The organism is Candidatus Enterococcus wittei, assembly GCF_002140175.1.
In the GTDB taxonomy this organism is placed as follows: Bacteria; Bacillota; Bacilli; order Lactobacillales; family Enterococcaceae; genus Enterococcus_B; species Enterococcus_B wittei.
In genome coordinates, this window is the sequence record NZ_NGMO01000001.1 from 594,991 (window position 1) to 612,398 (window position 17,408).

General features: G+C 38.0%; 12 protein-coding genes. 2 read left to right on the forward strand and 10 right to left on the reverse strand.

Going from position 1 to position 17,408, the window contains the following annotated elements:
* Positions 1–239: 239 nt before the first annotated feature.
* The 5 genes from tig to A5844_RS02280 all read right to left on the reverse strand — a co-directional run bounded on the left by tig (position 240) and on the right by A5844_RS02280 (position 4,785).
* Entirely contained in the window at positions 240–1,526 is a 1,287-nt protein-coding gene (gene tig, locus A5844_RS02260) for a trigger factor (RefSeq protein ID WP_086283524.1), read from the reverse strand.
* A gap of 150 nt (positions 1,527–1,676) precedes the next feature.
* The gene (locus A5844_RS02265) at positions 1,677–2,609 is read right to left on the reverse strand and encodes a hypothetical protein (RefSeq protein WP_086283526.1); all 933 of its coding nucleotides are present in this window, start codon (positions 2,607–2,609) and stop codon (positions 1,677–1,679) included.
* An 82-nt stretch (positions 2,610–2,691) separates the two neighbouring features.
* Positions 2,692–3,453 carry an RDD family protein gene (locus A5844_RS02270; protein WP_373419199.1) on the reverse strand — a complete coding sequence of 254 codons (762 nt, stop codon included), beginning with the start codon at positions 3,451–3,453 and terminating at the stop codon, positions 2,692–2,694.
* A gap of 3 nt (positions 3,454–3,456) precedes the next feature.
* Positions 3,457–4,482, reverse strand: a complete 1,026-nt coding sequence (sppA, locus tag A5844_RS02275; RefSeq protein WP_086283528.1) for a signal peptide peptidase SppA — start codon at positions 4,480–4,482, stop codon at positions 3,457–3,459.
* Positions 4,483–4,494: 12 nt separating this feature from the next.
* Positions 4,495–4,785, reverse strand: coding sequence for a hypothetical protein (locus tag A5844_RS02280; RefSeq protein WP_086283530.1), 291 nt, complete (start codon positions 4,783–4,785; stop codon positions 4,495–4,497).
* Positions 4,786–5,192: 407 nt separating this feature from the next.
* Here A5844_RS02280 and glmS point away from each other — a divergent pair, with 407 nt between their 5' ends.
* Positions 5,193–7,001, forward strand: coding sequence for a glutamine--fructose-6-phosphate transaminase (isomerizing) (gene glmS, locus A5844_RS02285; RefSeq protein ID WP_086283532.1), 1,809 nt, complete (start codon positions 5,193–5,195; stop codon positions 6,999–7,001).
* A 704-nt stretch (positions 7,002–7,705) separates the two neighbouring features.
* Here the strand turns inward: glmS and glmM are convergent.
* The 4 genes from glmM to nifJ form a co-directional block, all read right to left on the reverse strand.
* Positions 7,706–9,061, reverse strand: a complete 1,356-nt coding sequence (gene glmM / locus A5844_RS02290) for a phosphoglucosamine mutase (protein WP_086283534.1) — start codon at positions 9,059–9,061, stop codon at positions 7,706–7,708.
* Positions 9,062–9,084: 23 nt separating this feature from the next.
* On the reverse strand, positions 9,085–10,254 hold the full coding sequence (locus tag A5844_RS02295) for a CdaR family protein (protein ID WP_086283536.1): 1,170 nt from the start codon (positions 10,252–10,254) through the stop codon (positions 9,085–9,087).
* Positions 10,251–11,138, reverse strand: a complete 888-nt coding sequence (gene cdaA / locus A5844_RS02300) for a diadenylate cyclase CdaA (RefSeq protein ID WP_086283538.1) — start codon at positions 11,136–11,138, stop codon at positions 10,251–10,253. Before cdaA ends, A5844_RS02295 begins: the two co-directional genes overlap by 4 nt.
* Before the next feature lie 264 nt (positions 11,139–11,402).
* Entirely contained in the window at positions 11,403–15,089 is a 3,687-nt protein-coding gene (gene nifJ, locus A5844_RS02305; RefSeq protein WP_086283540.1) for a pyruvate:ferredoxin (flavodoxin) oxidoreductase, read from the reverse strand.
* 225 nt (positions 15,090–15,314) lie between these two features.
* On the opposite strand from nifJ, the gene A5844_RS02310 reads away from it, so the two are divergent.
* Positions 15,315–15,830: a thioredoxin domain-containing protein gene (locus A5844_RS02310; RefSeq protein WP_086283543.1), complete on the forward strand. Its 516-nt coding sequence runs from the start codon at positions 15,315–15,317 to the stop codon at positions 15,828–15,830.
* Positions 15,831–16,019: 189 nt separating this feature from the next.
* Here the strand turns inward: A5844_RS02310 and A5844_RS02315 are convergent, their stop codons facing one another.
* Positions 16,020–17,270, reverse strand: coding sequence for a hypothetical protein (locus A5844_RS02315; protein ID WP_143353686.1), 1,251 nt, complete (start codon positions 17,268–17,270; stop codon positions 16,020–16,022).
* Between the last annotated feature and the right edge of the window lie 138 nt (positions 17,271–17,408).

Here is a 17,408-nt window from a genome sequence, read left to right on the forward strand (position 1 = left end):
ATCATACATGGTCTTCACCCCTTAACTTGCAATAGTCTGCAAGAAACTATCAAAGACTTTATAGTCTTTTACTATCATACCATAATTTAAATAAAAGAAAAAGCATGAATAAACCTACCAATAAAAGAATGAAAGAGCTTGGGAATATAGGATATCCCAAACTCTTCTCTTTTGTTTGAAGAAACAATCGTTAAGATAATCACTTCTGTTAAACACATTGCTTACTCGTCTAATCGAAATTATTTTTCTTCTGTGGCTGTTCCAGTAATCAATTCGATTGCTTTTTTCATGATTACATCATGTTTCAACATATCGTCTGTCAATACACGTTTGATTTGTTCAATTGGCATGTTGTATGTTTCAGCTAATTCTTGGATTTCAGCATTGATTTCTTCTTCTGTTGCATCTAATTTTTCAGCTTCAGCAACTGCTTCGATCACAAGATTTGTTCTTGTACGCATTTCTGCTTCTTCTTCAAATTGTTTATGCAAGTCTTCTTCTGTAGAACCTGTTAATTGGTAGTACATTTCTGGTGAGATTCCTTGACGTTGCATATTGTTCAAGAATTCGTCCATTGAACGGTGTACTTCATCATGGACCATCACGTGAGGAAGGTCAACGATTTCAGCATTTTCTACCGCCATGCGGATAGCTGCTTCATCTTTTGCATCGTCTGCAGCTTTTTCTTTTGTTTCTGTTAATTCTTTTAGATATTTTTCTTTCAATTCTGCTAGAGTAGATACTTCATCATCTACATCTTTTGCAAATTCATCATCTAATTCAGGCACTTCTTTTGTTTTTACTTCATGAATCGTTACTTTGAAGACAGCTTCTTTCCCTGCTAGATCTTCTGCTTGGTAATCTTCTGGGAATGTTACAGTTACGTCTAAGCTTTCACCAGATTTGTGTCCAACTAATTGTTCTTCAAATCCTGGAATGAATGATCCAGAACCTAATTCAAGAGAATGATTTTCTCCTTTACCACCTTCGAATGCTTCATCTCCGATGAAACCTTCAAAGTCGATCACTACTGTATCACCATTTTCAGCAGCAGCGTCTTCTTTAATGACTAATTCCGCTTGTGCTTCTTGTTCGCGTTTGATGCGTTCTTCGACGTCTGCTTCAGTCACTTCACGATCTTGTTTTTCTACTACTAAGTCTTTGTATTCACCTAATTTAACTTCAGGTTTTACAGTTACTTCAGCAGTAATTACCCAATCTTGGCCTTTTTCCATGCTTTCAACATCAATTTTAGGTTGAGAAACCGGATCAATTGCTGCCTCTTTTACTGCAGCTTCATATGCTTCAGGTAAAACAGCGTTCAAAGCATCTTCATATAATGCTTCTTCACCGTACATACGATTGAATACTTGACGTGATACTTTCCCTTTACGGAAACCAGGAACATTTAAGTTTCCTTTTACTTTATTAAAGGCTGTTGTTAATCCTTTTTGGATTTCATCTTGTCCAATCGTGAATTTTAAAACACCATCATTTGTGCCTTTTTTTTCGAATGTTGCAGTCATTTGAGTCCCTCCGAATTTAAATATTCATTTTATACATCAAAAACGTTTCATGCATACCTTTAAATAGTACACTAAGCCTTGCAAATTGTAAACATATTGAGTGGATAGAATCCACGTTTTTCATGACTTTTTTTCTTTTCATTGCTTTGTTTATGCGGTGAATACGATGATTTCTTGCATTATTTTGTTTCTTTTTTCAAGAAGTTGTTGTTCGATTGATGAGCTAGATTCCGTTGAACTGTCTTTGTAGCTTGAGACAGTCATATCAAACCATTGTTCTACATCATTAACATAAGAATCATAAACAGGATAGGTAATCGCTGACTGTATCGTAAATTCTTCTTTTAGACTTTTACTCAATTGTGCATCTTCTTGTTCATATTTTTCCGCTAATACACATAATTTCTGATAAGTCTCTTGCTGTTCTGGTTTCATCAGATTTTTTGGAACTATCTCTATAAGTCGTCCATCGATTGTTAAAAATGCTACAGGATTTGTTTCCTTCACTTGCATGAGCGATTCTAATAGCTTTGCTCTGACTAACCCGTGAACGTTTGTCATAACAATTAGTTTTTTTACTGTTTGTACAAACTCATGATATGGCAGTTGCTCGATTAACTGGATTAACAGCAACTGAGTGGTCGGTTTTTCGTCAGGCAACTGTTTTACCCTTTGATAGATCTCACGAATTTTTTGTCGTTTCATTTGCCCAATCAATTCTTCAGATTGTTGGATTTTAGAAAGAATTAAATGCTCAAATCTTTCTGGAAAATCTGCACTGGCAATTAATTTACGAGCATATAAAAAATCATTTGAGCTGATTAATAGATCAAAATAGAAGGCTGCGAATTCTTCATTCGTTAGATACTCCTTTTCATGTAAAAGAGCTTGTCTCAATGCTTCTTGCCTATCGTCTAATTCATAGAGTGTTAGAACAAGAAATCGATTTGCTTCAAAGGTTCCTTCAAGTTCATAAGCACGCTCGAACAATTCTTTTGCTTGGATGTATTGTTGATTGACTAGCACTTGTTGGCCAATACGCATCAAATTATCATATTTGTCAGGAAAATCAATCGGTTCCACTTTCGTGCCTCCTCTTATTTTTTATTTCCTCCAATAATTGTTCCATTTATTCAAGTAAAAATAAAAGGTTACATTTTGATCCTCAAGCGTTCATTTCTTGATTGAAGGCTTTGATCAGATTGATGGTGACCACACTCGTATTGGAAAAGTAGTCGCCAATGTGTTGTTTTTTCTTATTAAAGATCACCGGCAAATAGCCAATAAATAATAGTGGGAATTTGAGTATGAACCGACAAGCCCCTTCTCGAACAAGGACTGTTGACCAAGATAAATCCTCTTCATCAAAGCTAATGACTCGTATGCCAAAAATCATTTTCCCAACTGTTTGTCCATGATTGAGCTTTGTCAATAAAATAAAGTAGATTAGATAGATCGCTAATGCTAAAATTCCATAAATACTCAAGTAAGAATCTGATGCAACAAGCCATCCTAAGTTAGCCGCGACTCCTAATGTTAAACGTGTAATGGAGCCAATACAAATCAAATCTATCAAGAAAGCAGCAACTCGTATCCAGAAGCCAGTAAAAAAGTAAGTGGGAAAATGATTGATTGTTGATTCATCGGCTGAATTTTCCGTATATTTTTGCCAACGTTTTTGATTTTTTTTGATTGTTTCTTCTGACAGCGGCTTTTCTTTAAATGAGTTTAGAACTTTCTGTGAAAAATCCACATCTGGTCCAACTGCCGGCTGTTCCTCCAACGACTTCCTTTTAAGTGCTTCTGGGCGTTCTTGTATACGATCATCTATTTCAGTTGCTTCTTCTGATTTTTCAAATTGCTTATCGGTCGTAAATTCTACCATTTCCCTCTTTTGTTCGAGTTGTTTTTCTTGTTCATCTGTCATGCTTTATTCACCTCCGTAATAATACATCGCTTTAGGTGAGTCTACTGTACCCAGACTTTCAAGAAGGGTTAAGATCTGACTGGTCTCGGATTCTTGCAATCCTTGCAAGTCAGTCAACTTCGAACCTAACCAAGTAGTAGCAAAACCAGTTGATTGATTCGAGTATTCTATTAATTCTGCATCTCTCAAATCAAGATCTGCACGCATGGCTACTAGAGCATCATCTGGATAGCCGATTTCATCCACCAAACCAGCTTCTTTTGCTTGCATACCATCATAAATACGTCCATCTGCAACTTTTTTGACTTCTTCTTCTGATTTATTTCTTCCATCACTCACCACTTTGACAAACCGTTGGTAAGCATTATCAATATAGGCTTGTAGAACTGCCTGATCTTCTTTCGTTTCTGGTCGGGTTCCTGATCCCATGTCCTTAAGTGCTCCACTTTTCACAGTTGTATCTTCTACACCTAATTTTTCTAAAAGTCCGGAATAATTGAGACCTGACATAATCACACCAATCGAGCCTGTGACTGTCTCCTCTGAAGCAAAGATTTTATCCGCTTGTGCAGAAATATAATAGCCACCACTAGCAGCCGTATTTTTCATTCCAACATACATTGGTAAATTGTTCTTTGTTCGAACTTCATTCAGCAAATTAGCAATTTCGGCACTTTCATAAACTCCGCCTCCAGGTGAATTAACTTCTAAAAAAATCCCTTTCACAGTTTCATCTGCTTCAATTGCTTTGATTTGTTTTAAAAAATTTTCATGATCATAGCCTTCAGAAGCAAATAATCCTGAAGATCCACCACTTGCAATTGTTCCATCAACTGTCAGTTTCACGATACGTTCTGTCGTATTACCTTCTTTAAGAACGACAGGAGACAGCTCGTCTTCTCCATACAACCAACTATTTAAGCCAACAACTTGTGCGTCTTGAGTTGGTTGAGTCAAACTGGATGATAGAATGGAGACAAGAAATAGTCCTACAGCAATTACCACAGCAATCCAACGCTTTTTGTTCATTTATACACTCTCCTAGTATAAGTTTCTGAGAACGATCACTGTCTCAGTTTCTTTTTTGGCATTCATTTTTTCGGCATTTTTTTCTAATGTGTATCCTGAAAAACGTTCATGCGTCAGTTCATCTTCAACTACAAACTGTTGGGCTTTATCAACTCCCAAAGCATCCGGTGCAATTTCTTGAATACTGTCCCAACCAGTATCCAGGAAAATTTTTGTCTCATCTGAAACTAAATTATTTTTTTCAAATTCAGCAATTTTTTCTTTCAACTTCCCTAATGTCATAATCTCTATTTTTGCTTCCATTTTTATTCCTCCTTTACCTACTAATATATTGTACCGAACTCCCGTAAAAGAAGATAGTCGGAACTTATTTTTTTCTATATTTCTCGCATTTAGATCTATACCAATTGAAAATATTTTCTTTTTTGTTGACAAACCTCACACGGAAACGTTATGATTTTAGATGTTTCCAGAAAAAATATTAAAAGAAAGGAGATTAGACCAATATTGATAAGCGCCTGATCTGTATAAATACAACAGATGACGAGGAAAGGGTTGATCGAAATATTCGGCGGATGGCCCTAGGGACTACACTCTAAAAAGAAACACAAAAACTATCTGTGAAGATAGAACAAAAGGTTTCTTACGTAGCTGGAAGCATCAAACTGATTTTATTACTTATTTTATTAAAGAAAGTAGGATGTTTTTTTATGTGTGGAATTGTTGGAATGATTGGCTTAGAAAATGTAACACCTGGATTAATCAATGGATTAGAAAAATTAGAATATCGAGGCTATGACTCTGCCGGGATCTTTATCACTAATGGAAAACAGGATCATCTAGTAAAAGCTCGCGGGAGAATTCAAAACTTGAAAGATAAATTAACACCAGAAATGACTGGAACAGCTGGTATCGGTCACACACGTTGGGCAACTCATGGTGAACCAGCGGAAAAAAATGCGCACCCCCACACGTCTCAATCCGGTCGTTTTGTCCTTGTTCATAACGGTGTCATTGAAAACTTTGAAGAATTGAAAAATACCTATTTGGCAACAGATACGTTTATCGGCGAAACAGATACAGAAATTATCGTCCATCTAATTGAAAAATTTGCAAATGAAACACAAGATATAAAAACTGCTTTTATTAAAGCATTGAAAGAAATCAGCGGTTCTTATGCTTTTGCACTAATCGATCGTTTAGCTCCTGATACAATTTTTGTAGCTAAAAACAAAAGTCCTCTATTGATTGGTTTAGGCCAAGGATTCAATGTGATTGCCAGCGATGCAATGGCGATGCTTTCTTATACTAAGGAATTTGTTGAAATCGAAGATAAAGAGTTAGTCATCGTTACTGCAAATGACATTACTATTGAGTCTTTAGAGGGAGAATCTGTTCTTCGTGACTCTTTTGAAGCACAAGTGGATGCCTCTGATATCGAAAAAGGCACTTATCCTTATTACATGCTAAAAGAAATTGATGAACAACCGATCATTATGCGTAAGATTGCTCAGACCTACGTTACAGAAGATAACAAAATTCCATTAGATCACAAACTCATGGAAGCATTGACTGCTAGTGACCGCATTTATATTGTTGCTTGCGGAACCAGTTATCATGCTGGTCTTGCTAGTAAACAACCACTAGAGCAACTAACTCAAATCCCAGTAGAAGTTCATTTAGCCAGTGAGTTTGGTTATACAACACCTTTACTATCAAAAAAACCATTTTTCATCTTCTTGAGCCAAAGCGGAGAAACTGCTGACAGCCGACAAGTTCTTGTCAAAGTGAACCAGTTAGGATTACCATCATTGACCATTACAAATGTGGCAGGTTCTACTCTTTCAAGAGAAGCTTCCTTCACATTATTGCTTCATGCTGGTCCTGAGATTGCTGTTGCTTCTACTAAGGCATATACAGCCCAAATTGCTGTTCTTGCTTTATTAGCGAAGGCAGTTGGTGATCAAAAAGGAATTCCTGAAGCTGCTGCTTTTGATGTTGCTCATGAATTAAGCCTCGTAGCAAATGCAATGGAAACGATCATCTCACAAAAAGATGAATTGCAGGAACTAGCAGCCGACTATTTTAATGATACTCGTAACGCCTTTTATATCGGACGTAGCTCTGATTACGAAGTTGCTCTAGAAGCTGCATTAAAATTGAAAGAAATCAGCTATATCCAAGCAGAAGGCTTTGCTGCAGGGGAACTAAAACATGGCACGATCGCATTGATCGAAGAAGGAACTCCTGTTGTTGGAATCATCAGTGAAAAAGTTACTGGTGCTCATACACGCGGAAATCTAAAAGAAGTAGAAAGTCGTGGCGCCAAAACTTTAGTGATCGCTGCACATGGACTTGAAAAAGAAACAGATCAATTGATTGTTCCTGCTGTCCATGCTTATCTCTCTCCTCTTGCAATGGTCGTTCCGACACAACTATTGGCTTACTATGCTACTTTACTTCGTGGTTACGATGTGGATAAACCTCGTAACTTAGCCAAATCAGTAACGGTCGAATAAATCTTTTCTTCCAATAGAAAGGACGAGTAAATGCTCGTTATAATGAAGATGGCATTCTAAAGGTCGACTGAGAATAACGGCCTAAATAAGCTCTATACTTTTTGATGTTGGTGGATTCCACCAGCATCTTTTTTATTTAGAAAAAAGATAGGAAAGACACCTTGAAATCCTTTAGAATTAATTGGTCAACTAATTCATAAAGAGGATTCAAGACATATCATACTCAGCTTTTCAAAGAGACCTTAAATATTCTAGACTGAACTCTTCATTTTAAGGCGAATTATTTGTCTAAAGAAAGTACAAATTTACTTGATCTATCGTGGAACGCTTCACTTTTCACCTGAAGAATGTGTTCATTGTCACTTTGTCTTCTCCGCTTATCCGTTGGAGTGATTAAACAATCATATCAAGGTATTAAAACGAAATGCCTATGAGTTTCGAAGCTTTTATGACTTTAAATTACGAATCATGATTCGGTATGGGAAAGCACTACTCATAAAATAAAAACGAACAGAAAGAACTCTTTCTGTTCACCTATCATTCTAGGATTCCTCTTCACCAACATCGTTTGACAAAGAGCCAATTTTTCTTGATGGGAACGTATTTAGTCATCTCAAAAATAAAGCGAGAATCAAGTATTGGTTATCCAACGATTGATTCTCGCTTTATTTATTATTTATATATCTGGCTTTTATTGATTGATATTATTCAATCCCGATTTCTGCTTTAACGACTGCTGCGATTTTATCGACATAATAATTTACTTTTTCATCTGTGGGCGCTTCAGCCATGACACGTAAAAGAGGTTCTGTACCAGAAGGTCGTACAAGTATTCTTCCCTCTCCTGCCAACTCTGCTTCAACCTCTTCAACCACTTCTTTGATGGCTGGAACTTCCATTGCCCCATTTTTGTTGCTGACACGAATATTCACTAGTTTTTGTGGATAAATGGTTACTTCAGCCGCCAATTCAGATAATTTCTTACCTGTCTGCTTCATGATATTCAACAATTGAATCCCTGAAAGCATGCCATCACCTGTTGTGTTGAAATCTAAAAAGATCATGTGACCAGATTGTTCGCCACCGAAATTGTAATCATTTTTACGCATTTCTTCGACCACATAGCGGTCACCTACTTGAGTCACGACATCTTTAAGTCCAATCTCTTCGACAGCCTTATGGAATCCTAAATTACTCATCACAGTTGTGACGATCGTGTCTTTTTTCAAGCGGTTTTTAGATGAAAGATATTTGGCACAAATGAACATGATTTTATCACCATCTACGATATTTCCCAATTCGTCGACAGCAATAATCCGGTCCCCATCACCATCAAAAGCCAAACCTGCATCTGCACCTTTTTCAACGACCATTTCTGCTAAACGTTCAGGGTGTGTAGAGCCAACCCCATCGTTGATATTCAAACCATTAGGATTTGTTCCCATGGTGTAAAAATCAGTTTCTAAATCTGCAAACAAACGATTCACAGAAGTAGCTGTCGCTCCATTTGCTGCATCAACACAAATCGTTAGGCCGGATAAATCGCCATTGATCGTTTGAACAAGAAATTGTGAATACTTCAATAGACCTTCTGGAAATTCTTCGACTGTTCCTAGACCTTCAGCAGAAGGACGTGGTAGTTCGTCGACCTCAGCATCTAACAACGCTTCGATTTCCAATTCTTGATCATCGACTAATTTAAACCCGTCTGCGCCAAAAAACTTGATGCCGTTATCTTGTGCTGGATTATGAGAAGCTGAAATCATCACACCTGCGCTTGCCTTTTGTAGTCTTGTCAGGTAAGCAACTCCAGGTGTTGAAATAACACCTAATTGAAAGACCTCAATACCTACAGATAATAACCCCGAAATCAAAGCTTCTTCTAACATTTGACCAGAGATTCTTGTATCACGCCCCACTAATACGCGGGGACGTTTGCCGTCTTTCTCGTGTTGGCTTAATACGTAGCCTCCACATCTACCTAATTTAAAGGCTAGTTCTGGCGTCAGTTCTGTATTTGCTTCCCCACGGACACCGTCTGTTCCAAAATATTTACCCATAGCTATAAATTTGCTCCTTTAACTTAATTTTCCGATGAATTTCCTTGATTCGTTGATTCGCTTGTTGCTTCAGTACTTTCACTGGTTGTCTCTTTTGTCTCTTCTGAAGACGACGGCTGAGAAGTTTGTTCTTCATTTGATGATGCTGAAGGAACTGTGTCTGCCGCAGTTGTCGTACTTGAAGACGAACGTGATGTAACACTTGTTTCAGATTTCGAATCACTAGTTGACTCTTCCTTCTGCTCCATAACAGGTGTAATCTCCACTTCAATCGAACTTGGAGAAACCGTTAAGCCATTTTCTACCGGGATGTCGATTTTTCTCGTTGTACGATGTACGATTCCAGATATATCAATCGGAATCGTGAGACTATCGCCCAATAGTTCCAATTGATTCTCTGGTCCAGTTACTTCTGCTTCAATATCAGAAAAACGAAACTCGTAACTGGCCACGCCTCTCCCAGGTGTTCCTTGTTGCGTGCCATATAATCGAATACTTCTTGTTGGTTTTGTTACATCAGCTCTCACCGTGACTTGAACTGGATCAGAGATGATACTCAAAGCTTCCCCTGTAGCATTATATGCTTGTACAGCTACTTTGGCATCAATCCCGTCATTCGTGATCGTGGATGGATCAACAGTAGCGACAATCTTCTTGATCTCTGCCATTGTCTTATCACCTGTAGTGATTGAGACTTCTTCGGGAGATACCACCGGCTCATTCAATGGATAACCAGCTGGGGTAGCCTCTGATGGAAGGACAGGTGAGACATCAAAATCTTTCGTCACCTTTTTTTCAATCGTCACAGTAATCGTTTCAGGTGATAATTCAGCTTTTACGGCACTACTTAAGTTCCTGACTTTCAATGGTACTTCATGTGTTCCTTCACTTAACCCGACCAAATCGGCCGTTACACGAAACATCCGCGTATCTTCGTTTGCTTCTGCATTCAATTGTACGCGATTAGCACTTGAAAGCTTCGCTGTCACTGTATTTTCGTAACCATGAATATAATATTTATCTGTATCATACAATAGTTGCACAGATACATCAGAAACTGTCTGAGTGTATGATTCGTTTCCTGACAACGTATTTTGCATAGTTTGACCATTGGCGTTATAGTAGAGGACGATACTAAACAATAACGCCACAAACGCATGTAATAAACTTTTGCGTTTTTCCTTTGAGATCATTTGCGATCCCCTCCCTTAGTCATTGCGTCTAAGAAAGTTTGTAAGCCATTTTTCTTGTTTTTCGCTTTTTCTTCAGCAATTAACTGTTTACGTAAAATTGCTAAGTATTCTTCCTGAGATAGTCCCGGCATCAATTGATTATCCAACGTGATGCTCACATCTCCAGTTTCTTCTGAGACAACGATCGTAATGGCATCGCTGACCTCACTGACCCCGACAGCCGCTCGGTGACGTGTTCCGAATTCTTTCGGAATCAACATACTTTCTGATAAAGGAAGGTAAGCACTCGCTACTGCAATTTTTCCATCTTTCACAATCACTGCACCATCATGCAAAGGAGTATTCGGAATGAAAATGTTGATCAATAACTCTCCAGTGATGTCAGCATCTAAAGCAATCCCCGTCTCAATATATTCATCTAAACCAGTGTGACGTTCAATCGTAATCAATGCGCCAATTTTACGTTTAGACATATATTGGATAGCTTTATCAAAAGACAGGATCATTTTTTCATCTTCTTGTTTTTCACTTTTCGTCTGCTTGAAAAGCGAACTTCGTCCAAGATGTTCTAACCCGCGACGTATCTCTGGCTGAAAGATCACAATGGCTGCAATCACGCCATAAGTGATGACCTGATTCATTAGCCATGATAGCGTGTGTAACCCAATGATTTCAGCCAATATCCGGATAACAACGAAGATCCCAACTCCTTTTAGCAACTGGATTGCTTTTGTTCCTCGCAATAGCTGAATGAGTTTGTAAACTAAATACCAAACAACTAAAACGTCGAGTATGTTCACCAAAAAATTCAGAGAAAACAAGTCACCGGAAAACAATTGTCGCCAATAATCTAAATTAAAAAGTTCTCCGATTTGAAATGACATAGAAAGCCTCTCTTCTCTTTTGAGATTTCCTATTAAGTATATCATATGTTTAGTATGAAGAGGATTATCTGCTCAGATTTTCCCAATGAATTTATGGATTTTTCCAGAAAATTACAAAACAATTATGAAAGGAACAAGAAAATCTAAGGGAGAAATCATAAAATCAGTTGTTCCTTGCCATATTTTTGAACTTTCTACTTCAAGCCTATATCCCTTAATTCATAGGTATAGGAGCATCTCCCCCACTATTTTAAGCAACCTCAGTTATTCCTCTGAAGATGTTTTTCTTCTTTCTGCTCGTGCTGCTCTTCTGGCTTCTCGTCTTGCTTGCGCTTCAGGATCGATAGTTTGCTCTTTTTTCATTGGCGTACGCTTATTTTCTTTAAGTTCTTCCAACTGTTTAGTCGGTTCGATTTTTGATTTGATTTTTTCCAATTGCCCTGTCATTGTTGCATAGTTATAAAAACGTTTCTTAGCATCTTGGACAGTCTTTTCAAATAATTTTTCTGCCGACTGTGGATGTGTGGCTTCTAATGAAGAAAAACGCACTTGTTTGCGCATAAATTCTGGCATCAACGAGAAATCAGGTTTTTTGAAATCCAAAGTCATTGGCGTTTTGTTCTTTTCCACTAACTCAGGATTGTAACGATATAAAGACCAGTAACCAGAAGCTACCGCTTCTTTTGCTTCTCTCAAAGACTCTTTCATCCCTCCGAATAAACCATGAGTAATGCAAGGGGTATAAGCAATGATCAATGATGGTCCTGGAAACTTCTCTGCTTCTTCAAATGCTTTGATTGTCTGCATTTGATTGGCACCAGAGGCAATTTGTGCCACATAGACATTTCCATATGTCATAGCCATCATTCCTAAGTCTTTTTTAGACGCGTACTTACCGTTTGTTGAGAATTTGGCAATTGCTGATGCGGGGGTTGCTTTTGATACTTGCCCCCCCGTATTGGAATACACTTCATTATCCATTACTAGAATGTTGACATCTGCCCCACTTGCCAAGACGTGATCGATTCCACCAAAACCGATGTCGTAAGCCCAACCATCTCCACCGATCATCCATTGACTATTTTTGACAAATAAGTCTTTTTCTTGATAAATCGCTTGTAACTCAGGAACATCGGTTAATTCGCTCTCAATTGCAGACCGTAATTTTGTTGCCCGTTGTTGCGTTCCTTCACTGTCGAACATATGTGTCAGCCAATCTTCCATCAACAAACGAAGTTCTCGTGAGACTTTAGGCAAGACTTCTTTCATCGATTCTGCTAACGCCTCTCGTCTAGTTTGTGCAGCTAAAAGCATCCCATAGCCAAATTCTGCGTTATCTTCTAATAAGGAGTTTGACCATGCTGGTCCTTGTCCACATTCATTTGTAGTATAAGGAGATGCTGGTGCAGCGCCACCCCAAATTGACGAACAACCAGTAGCATTAGCAATCATCATCCGGTCACCAAACATTTGAGTCAATAATTTAACATAAGGTGTCTCACCACAACCAGAACATGCACCAGAGAACTCAAGTAGTGGTTTGTTGAATTGGGTAGATAATACGGTATTTTTTCCTTTGTAAGGATTTTCTTTTTGTCGTAATGTCATCGCAAAAGCCCAATTCATCGCTTGTTCTTTTTGTTCTTCATAAGGTTTCATGACTAACGCTTTTCCTTTAGCCGGACATGCTTCGACACAAAGCCCACAACCGGTACAATCTTCAACCGATACTTGGATCCGATATTTCAACCCGTCTGCCCCTCGCATCTCTCGTACTATAAATCCTTCAGGTGCTTCTTCTAACTCTTCTTCATCTGCTAAGAAAGGACGGATTGCAGCATGAGGGCACACAAACGCACATTCATTACACATCGTGCAACGGTCACTAATCCATTCGGGAACTTCTAATGCTACTCCTCGTTTTTCAACTGCGGCTGTTCCTAGAGGCATTTCACCTGTAGTCATCCCGTTGTCTGCTAATGTTTTGACAGAAAGACGATTTCCTTCTTGTGAATTGACCGATTCAAGGATTTCTTGAACATAACGACTTTGTCCACGGACTTTTTTAGGCGGCATTTCTAAAGTTGCCCAATGTGCTGGAATAGTCACTTTGTGCAACAATTCTACTGTTCGATCGATCGCTTGGATATTTTTTTCTACGATTGCCATAGATTTATGGCCGTAACTTTTCAGCGCTTCCTCTTTTAAGATAGGTAAGACTTCTTCAAAAGGTATGATGTTCGCTAGCTTGAAAAAAGCTGTTTCCATTGCTGTATTGATCCTACGTCCTAACCCAACTTCTTGCGCTAAACGCATCGCATTGATCGTATAAAATTGAATCTCATTTTCTGCCAAGTAACGCTTCAATGAGATAGGCAGATGTGTCTCTAATTGCTGATCATCCCATAGGGTATTCAATAAGAAGATTCCCTTTGGCTTCAAGCCTTTTAAAAGATCATAACTGTGGAGATAGGCTGGTGTATGGCAAGCAACAAAATCTGCATGCTCTACTAAATAGGTTGAACGAATTGGCGTATCACCAAAGCGCAGATGAGACACAGTCAAGCCACCTGATTTTTTAGAATCATAGTAAAAATAGCCTTGTACATATTTATCGGTATGATCACCAATGATCTTGATTGCTGATTTATTTGCACCTACAGTTCCATCTGAACCAAACCCCCAAAATTTTGCTTGAAATGTATTAGGTTCGGTTAAATCAAGGGATTCTTTTGGTTCTAAGGATTGATAAGTTAGGTCATCAATAATACCAATGGTAAAACGTTTTTTGATCTGAGATTTTTCTTTTCTTAATTCATCAAAGACTGCTAAGATTTGATCAGGTGTCACATCTTTTGAACCCAAGCCATATCTTCCGCCAATCACCGTAAGATAACGTTCGTTATCGTAAAGTGCACTTTGAATATCTAGCAATAAAGGTTCTCCTCCTGCTCCTGGTTCTTTGCTCCGATCTAAAACAGCGACAGCTTTTACTGTTTCAGGTAATTTTTCCAATAAGTTCTCTACTGGAAATGGGCGATACAAATGGATATTGAGAAATCCCACTTTACGTCCATTTTGATTTAAAAAATCAACCGTCTGTTGGATCGTCTGAGCAACGGATCCCATTGAAATGATGACTTCTTGGGCATCTTCATCTCCATAATAAGTGACAAGATCATAGGATGTCCCTCTTAATTCATTGATTTTATTCATATATTTTTGGACGATTTTTGGTAAACGATCATAGTATTGATTGATAGTTTCTCTTTGTTGAAAATGGATATCTGGATTTTGGTTCGTGCCACTAATTGTTGGATGGTTGGGATTCATACCTCTATCACGGAATTTCTTGACGTGCTCCATTGAGACAAGTGGTTTTAGCTCCTGATAATCCAGCACTTCGATTTTTTGGATCTCATGACTTGTCCGAAATCCATCAAAAAAATTGACAAATGGTAGTTCTCCTTCAATAGAGGCAAGATGCGCTACTGGCGCTAGATCCATGACTTCTTGGACACTACTTTCAGCCAACATGGCAAACCCTGTTTGGCGAGTTGCCATGACATCGCCATGGTCACCAAAGATATTTAATGCATTAGTCGTTACTGCCCGACTTGCTACATGAAACACACTTGGAAGAAGTTCTCCAGCAATTTTATACATATTTGGTATCATTAAAAGTAGCCCTTGTGAAGCAGTGTATGTCGTGCTTAAAGCACCTGTTTTTAGCGAACCATGAACGACACCAGCAGCTCCCGCTTCCGACTGCATTTCAACGACTTTAACAGGTTGCCCAAATAAATTGGTCTTTCCAGAAGCAGACCATTGATCGATCAACTCCGCCATAGTAGAACTAGGGGTTATTGGATAGATCGCTGCCAGTTCTGTAAAGGCATAAGAAATATAAGCAGCTGCCGTATTGCCATCCATTGTTTTCATTTTTCGCATGTTTTCATCATCCTTGTTCGAATTCTCTAAAATTGTCTTTCTCATTATACCTCAAAAAATCAAAGAAAACCTACTGAATTTGAAAAACAATTCACATGCGCTATTTCTTTCTTCATCAGTTTTTGTCTATTTTTAGATGATACTTGGCACAAGTACGCAAGGAAGAAACAAATGACTATCTTTTTTCTTTTAAAGTTATTAGAATGAATGATAGAGGTGATGAAAATGGATATATCAGTGATCGATGCAACAAAAACAAATACAACAACAGGAATTGTAGTTGGAGATACAAATGCATCAAAAAAAATGGTTGAATTTATCAACTTAGCATGCCCTTACTGTCGACAATGGTTTGACGAGTCCCATGACTTATTGGAAGAAGCTGTAGCTTCCGGGAAAATCCAACGAATCATTAAATTATTCGATAAAGAAAAACCAAGTTTGCAAAAAGGAAATGTGATGCATCATCATATTACTGCAACAGACGAAAAGAAAGCACTCCAAGAGATCAAACAAATTTTCGATGCACAAGACGAATGGACACAACTAGATCTTGAAGAGGTTGCCAATTACGCTGAACAAACTCTTGGATTATCGAAACAAGAAAATCCAACGACTTCACAAGCAATCATTGATGAAGCTAATGCTGCGAACATCCGCTTTGTTCCAACTGTGATCGTAGAAGGAAAGATCTTTGACGAATCGATTTCAGCGGAAGAATTGGCTGAGATATTGAAATAAGCGTGTTTCGCTCCAATGAACAAAAAATGTAACAAATGAGTTACTATAAGAAATGCGTAAAGACCTTCGTAAAACAATTTTTCGTGTTTTACGAAGGTCTTTATTTATGTAGTGAGACTTTCAAATTCGTATTAGTTTAGAAAAATTTGATGAGCAAACTCTATGTGCCATCATTTTAGATTTCTTTTGTTAACTACGTTGCTTTCCTTTTATCGGCCGCGCACGTGATGAAGGAGTGCTGATTATTTGTTGGATATATTTTCTTTCTGCCTTCTTTTTAGCTGCTTTTTCAATTTCCTTCATGCGTTTTAATTTTTTTTCCTGCACTTTTTTTTGTTTAGCCATTTTCTTTCTCTTTTTAGTTTCTTGGTCTCTGTTTAATATCGCTCGAACAGTATTTTGACTCACTCCATATTTTACAGAAAGTCCTACTACGCTCAGCTTTCCCCTTTCAGAGGCGATCTTTTCTTTTATTTCTTTCGTGATTCTATTATACTTCAGTTTAGACCTCCTTCTGCGATACATTCTCTCACGCATACTGCGGACTAAGGTTACTTTCACACCTAATGATTCAGATATTTGTTTATTTGTTTGGAACTTGTGAATCAAACTTCGCACTCTTATTGCCTGTTCCTCAGTTAAACAATCGTGTATTTTCCGTTTGATCCCAGTATACTTTGCCACATCATTGCGAAAAATCGTTTGCTGAACTGCCACTTTTTTCATTTTTAGTTTTTCTGCTATAACTTCTGTTGTCTCTTTATTGCTACGCCATGTATAAATAGCTTCATTTCTAATTTCAAAAACCGTTGGTACTTTGAGTTGAAATCGAGCTGCAGTATCTTTAACAGGTATCCCCAACATAAGTTGATCGAGTACTTCTTTTTTAATCTTTTCAGAGACCGGAGGAGAGGTGATAACTCTTTTTTTTATAACATTGCCTGGTTGTAAGTGAATACTCATATTGGGTCGTAATATGTTCCAGACATGTGCCTTAGAGAGCTTGTAATTTTCCGCAAGTAAACCTACGGACTTCCCTTCTTTTTTTTGTCTCAAAATACGCTTATTTCTGATGTTACGAACTCGATCTTCACTTATATGAAATTTTTGATGGATATCCTCAGTTGTTTTCCCACTCCTATACTCTTTTTCTATCTGCAAATTTCTAATAGCTTCGACATCTCTTTGATTCATTCCCAATTCTTCCGCCACATTATTAATTGTTTTTCCTTTTTTTAAACCTGACAAAGCACCTATTTTTTGACTGATCAATTGGGCAAGTTTAATCTTAACAGCCATATCAATGTCGAATGGTTCATTTACTTTAACAGCCATATCAACATCGAATGGTTCATTTATTGATTGCGCTTTGTATTGTATTAAAAGCACTGATTGAACAGGCACTTGAAAATCATTAGCCACATCTTCTGGGTGCTTCATCGCTAAGTGCCGGAGGATGGCACGCTCTTTGATGGAAGCGACTCTTCGACGTGAAAGCTGCCATTTTTCTGCCACCTCTTTAAGAGTCGAACCACCTATCAGTTCCTTTTCGATTCTTTTTTCTCGAATCATTCTTAC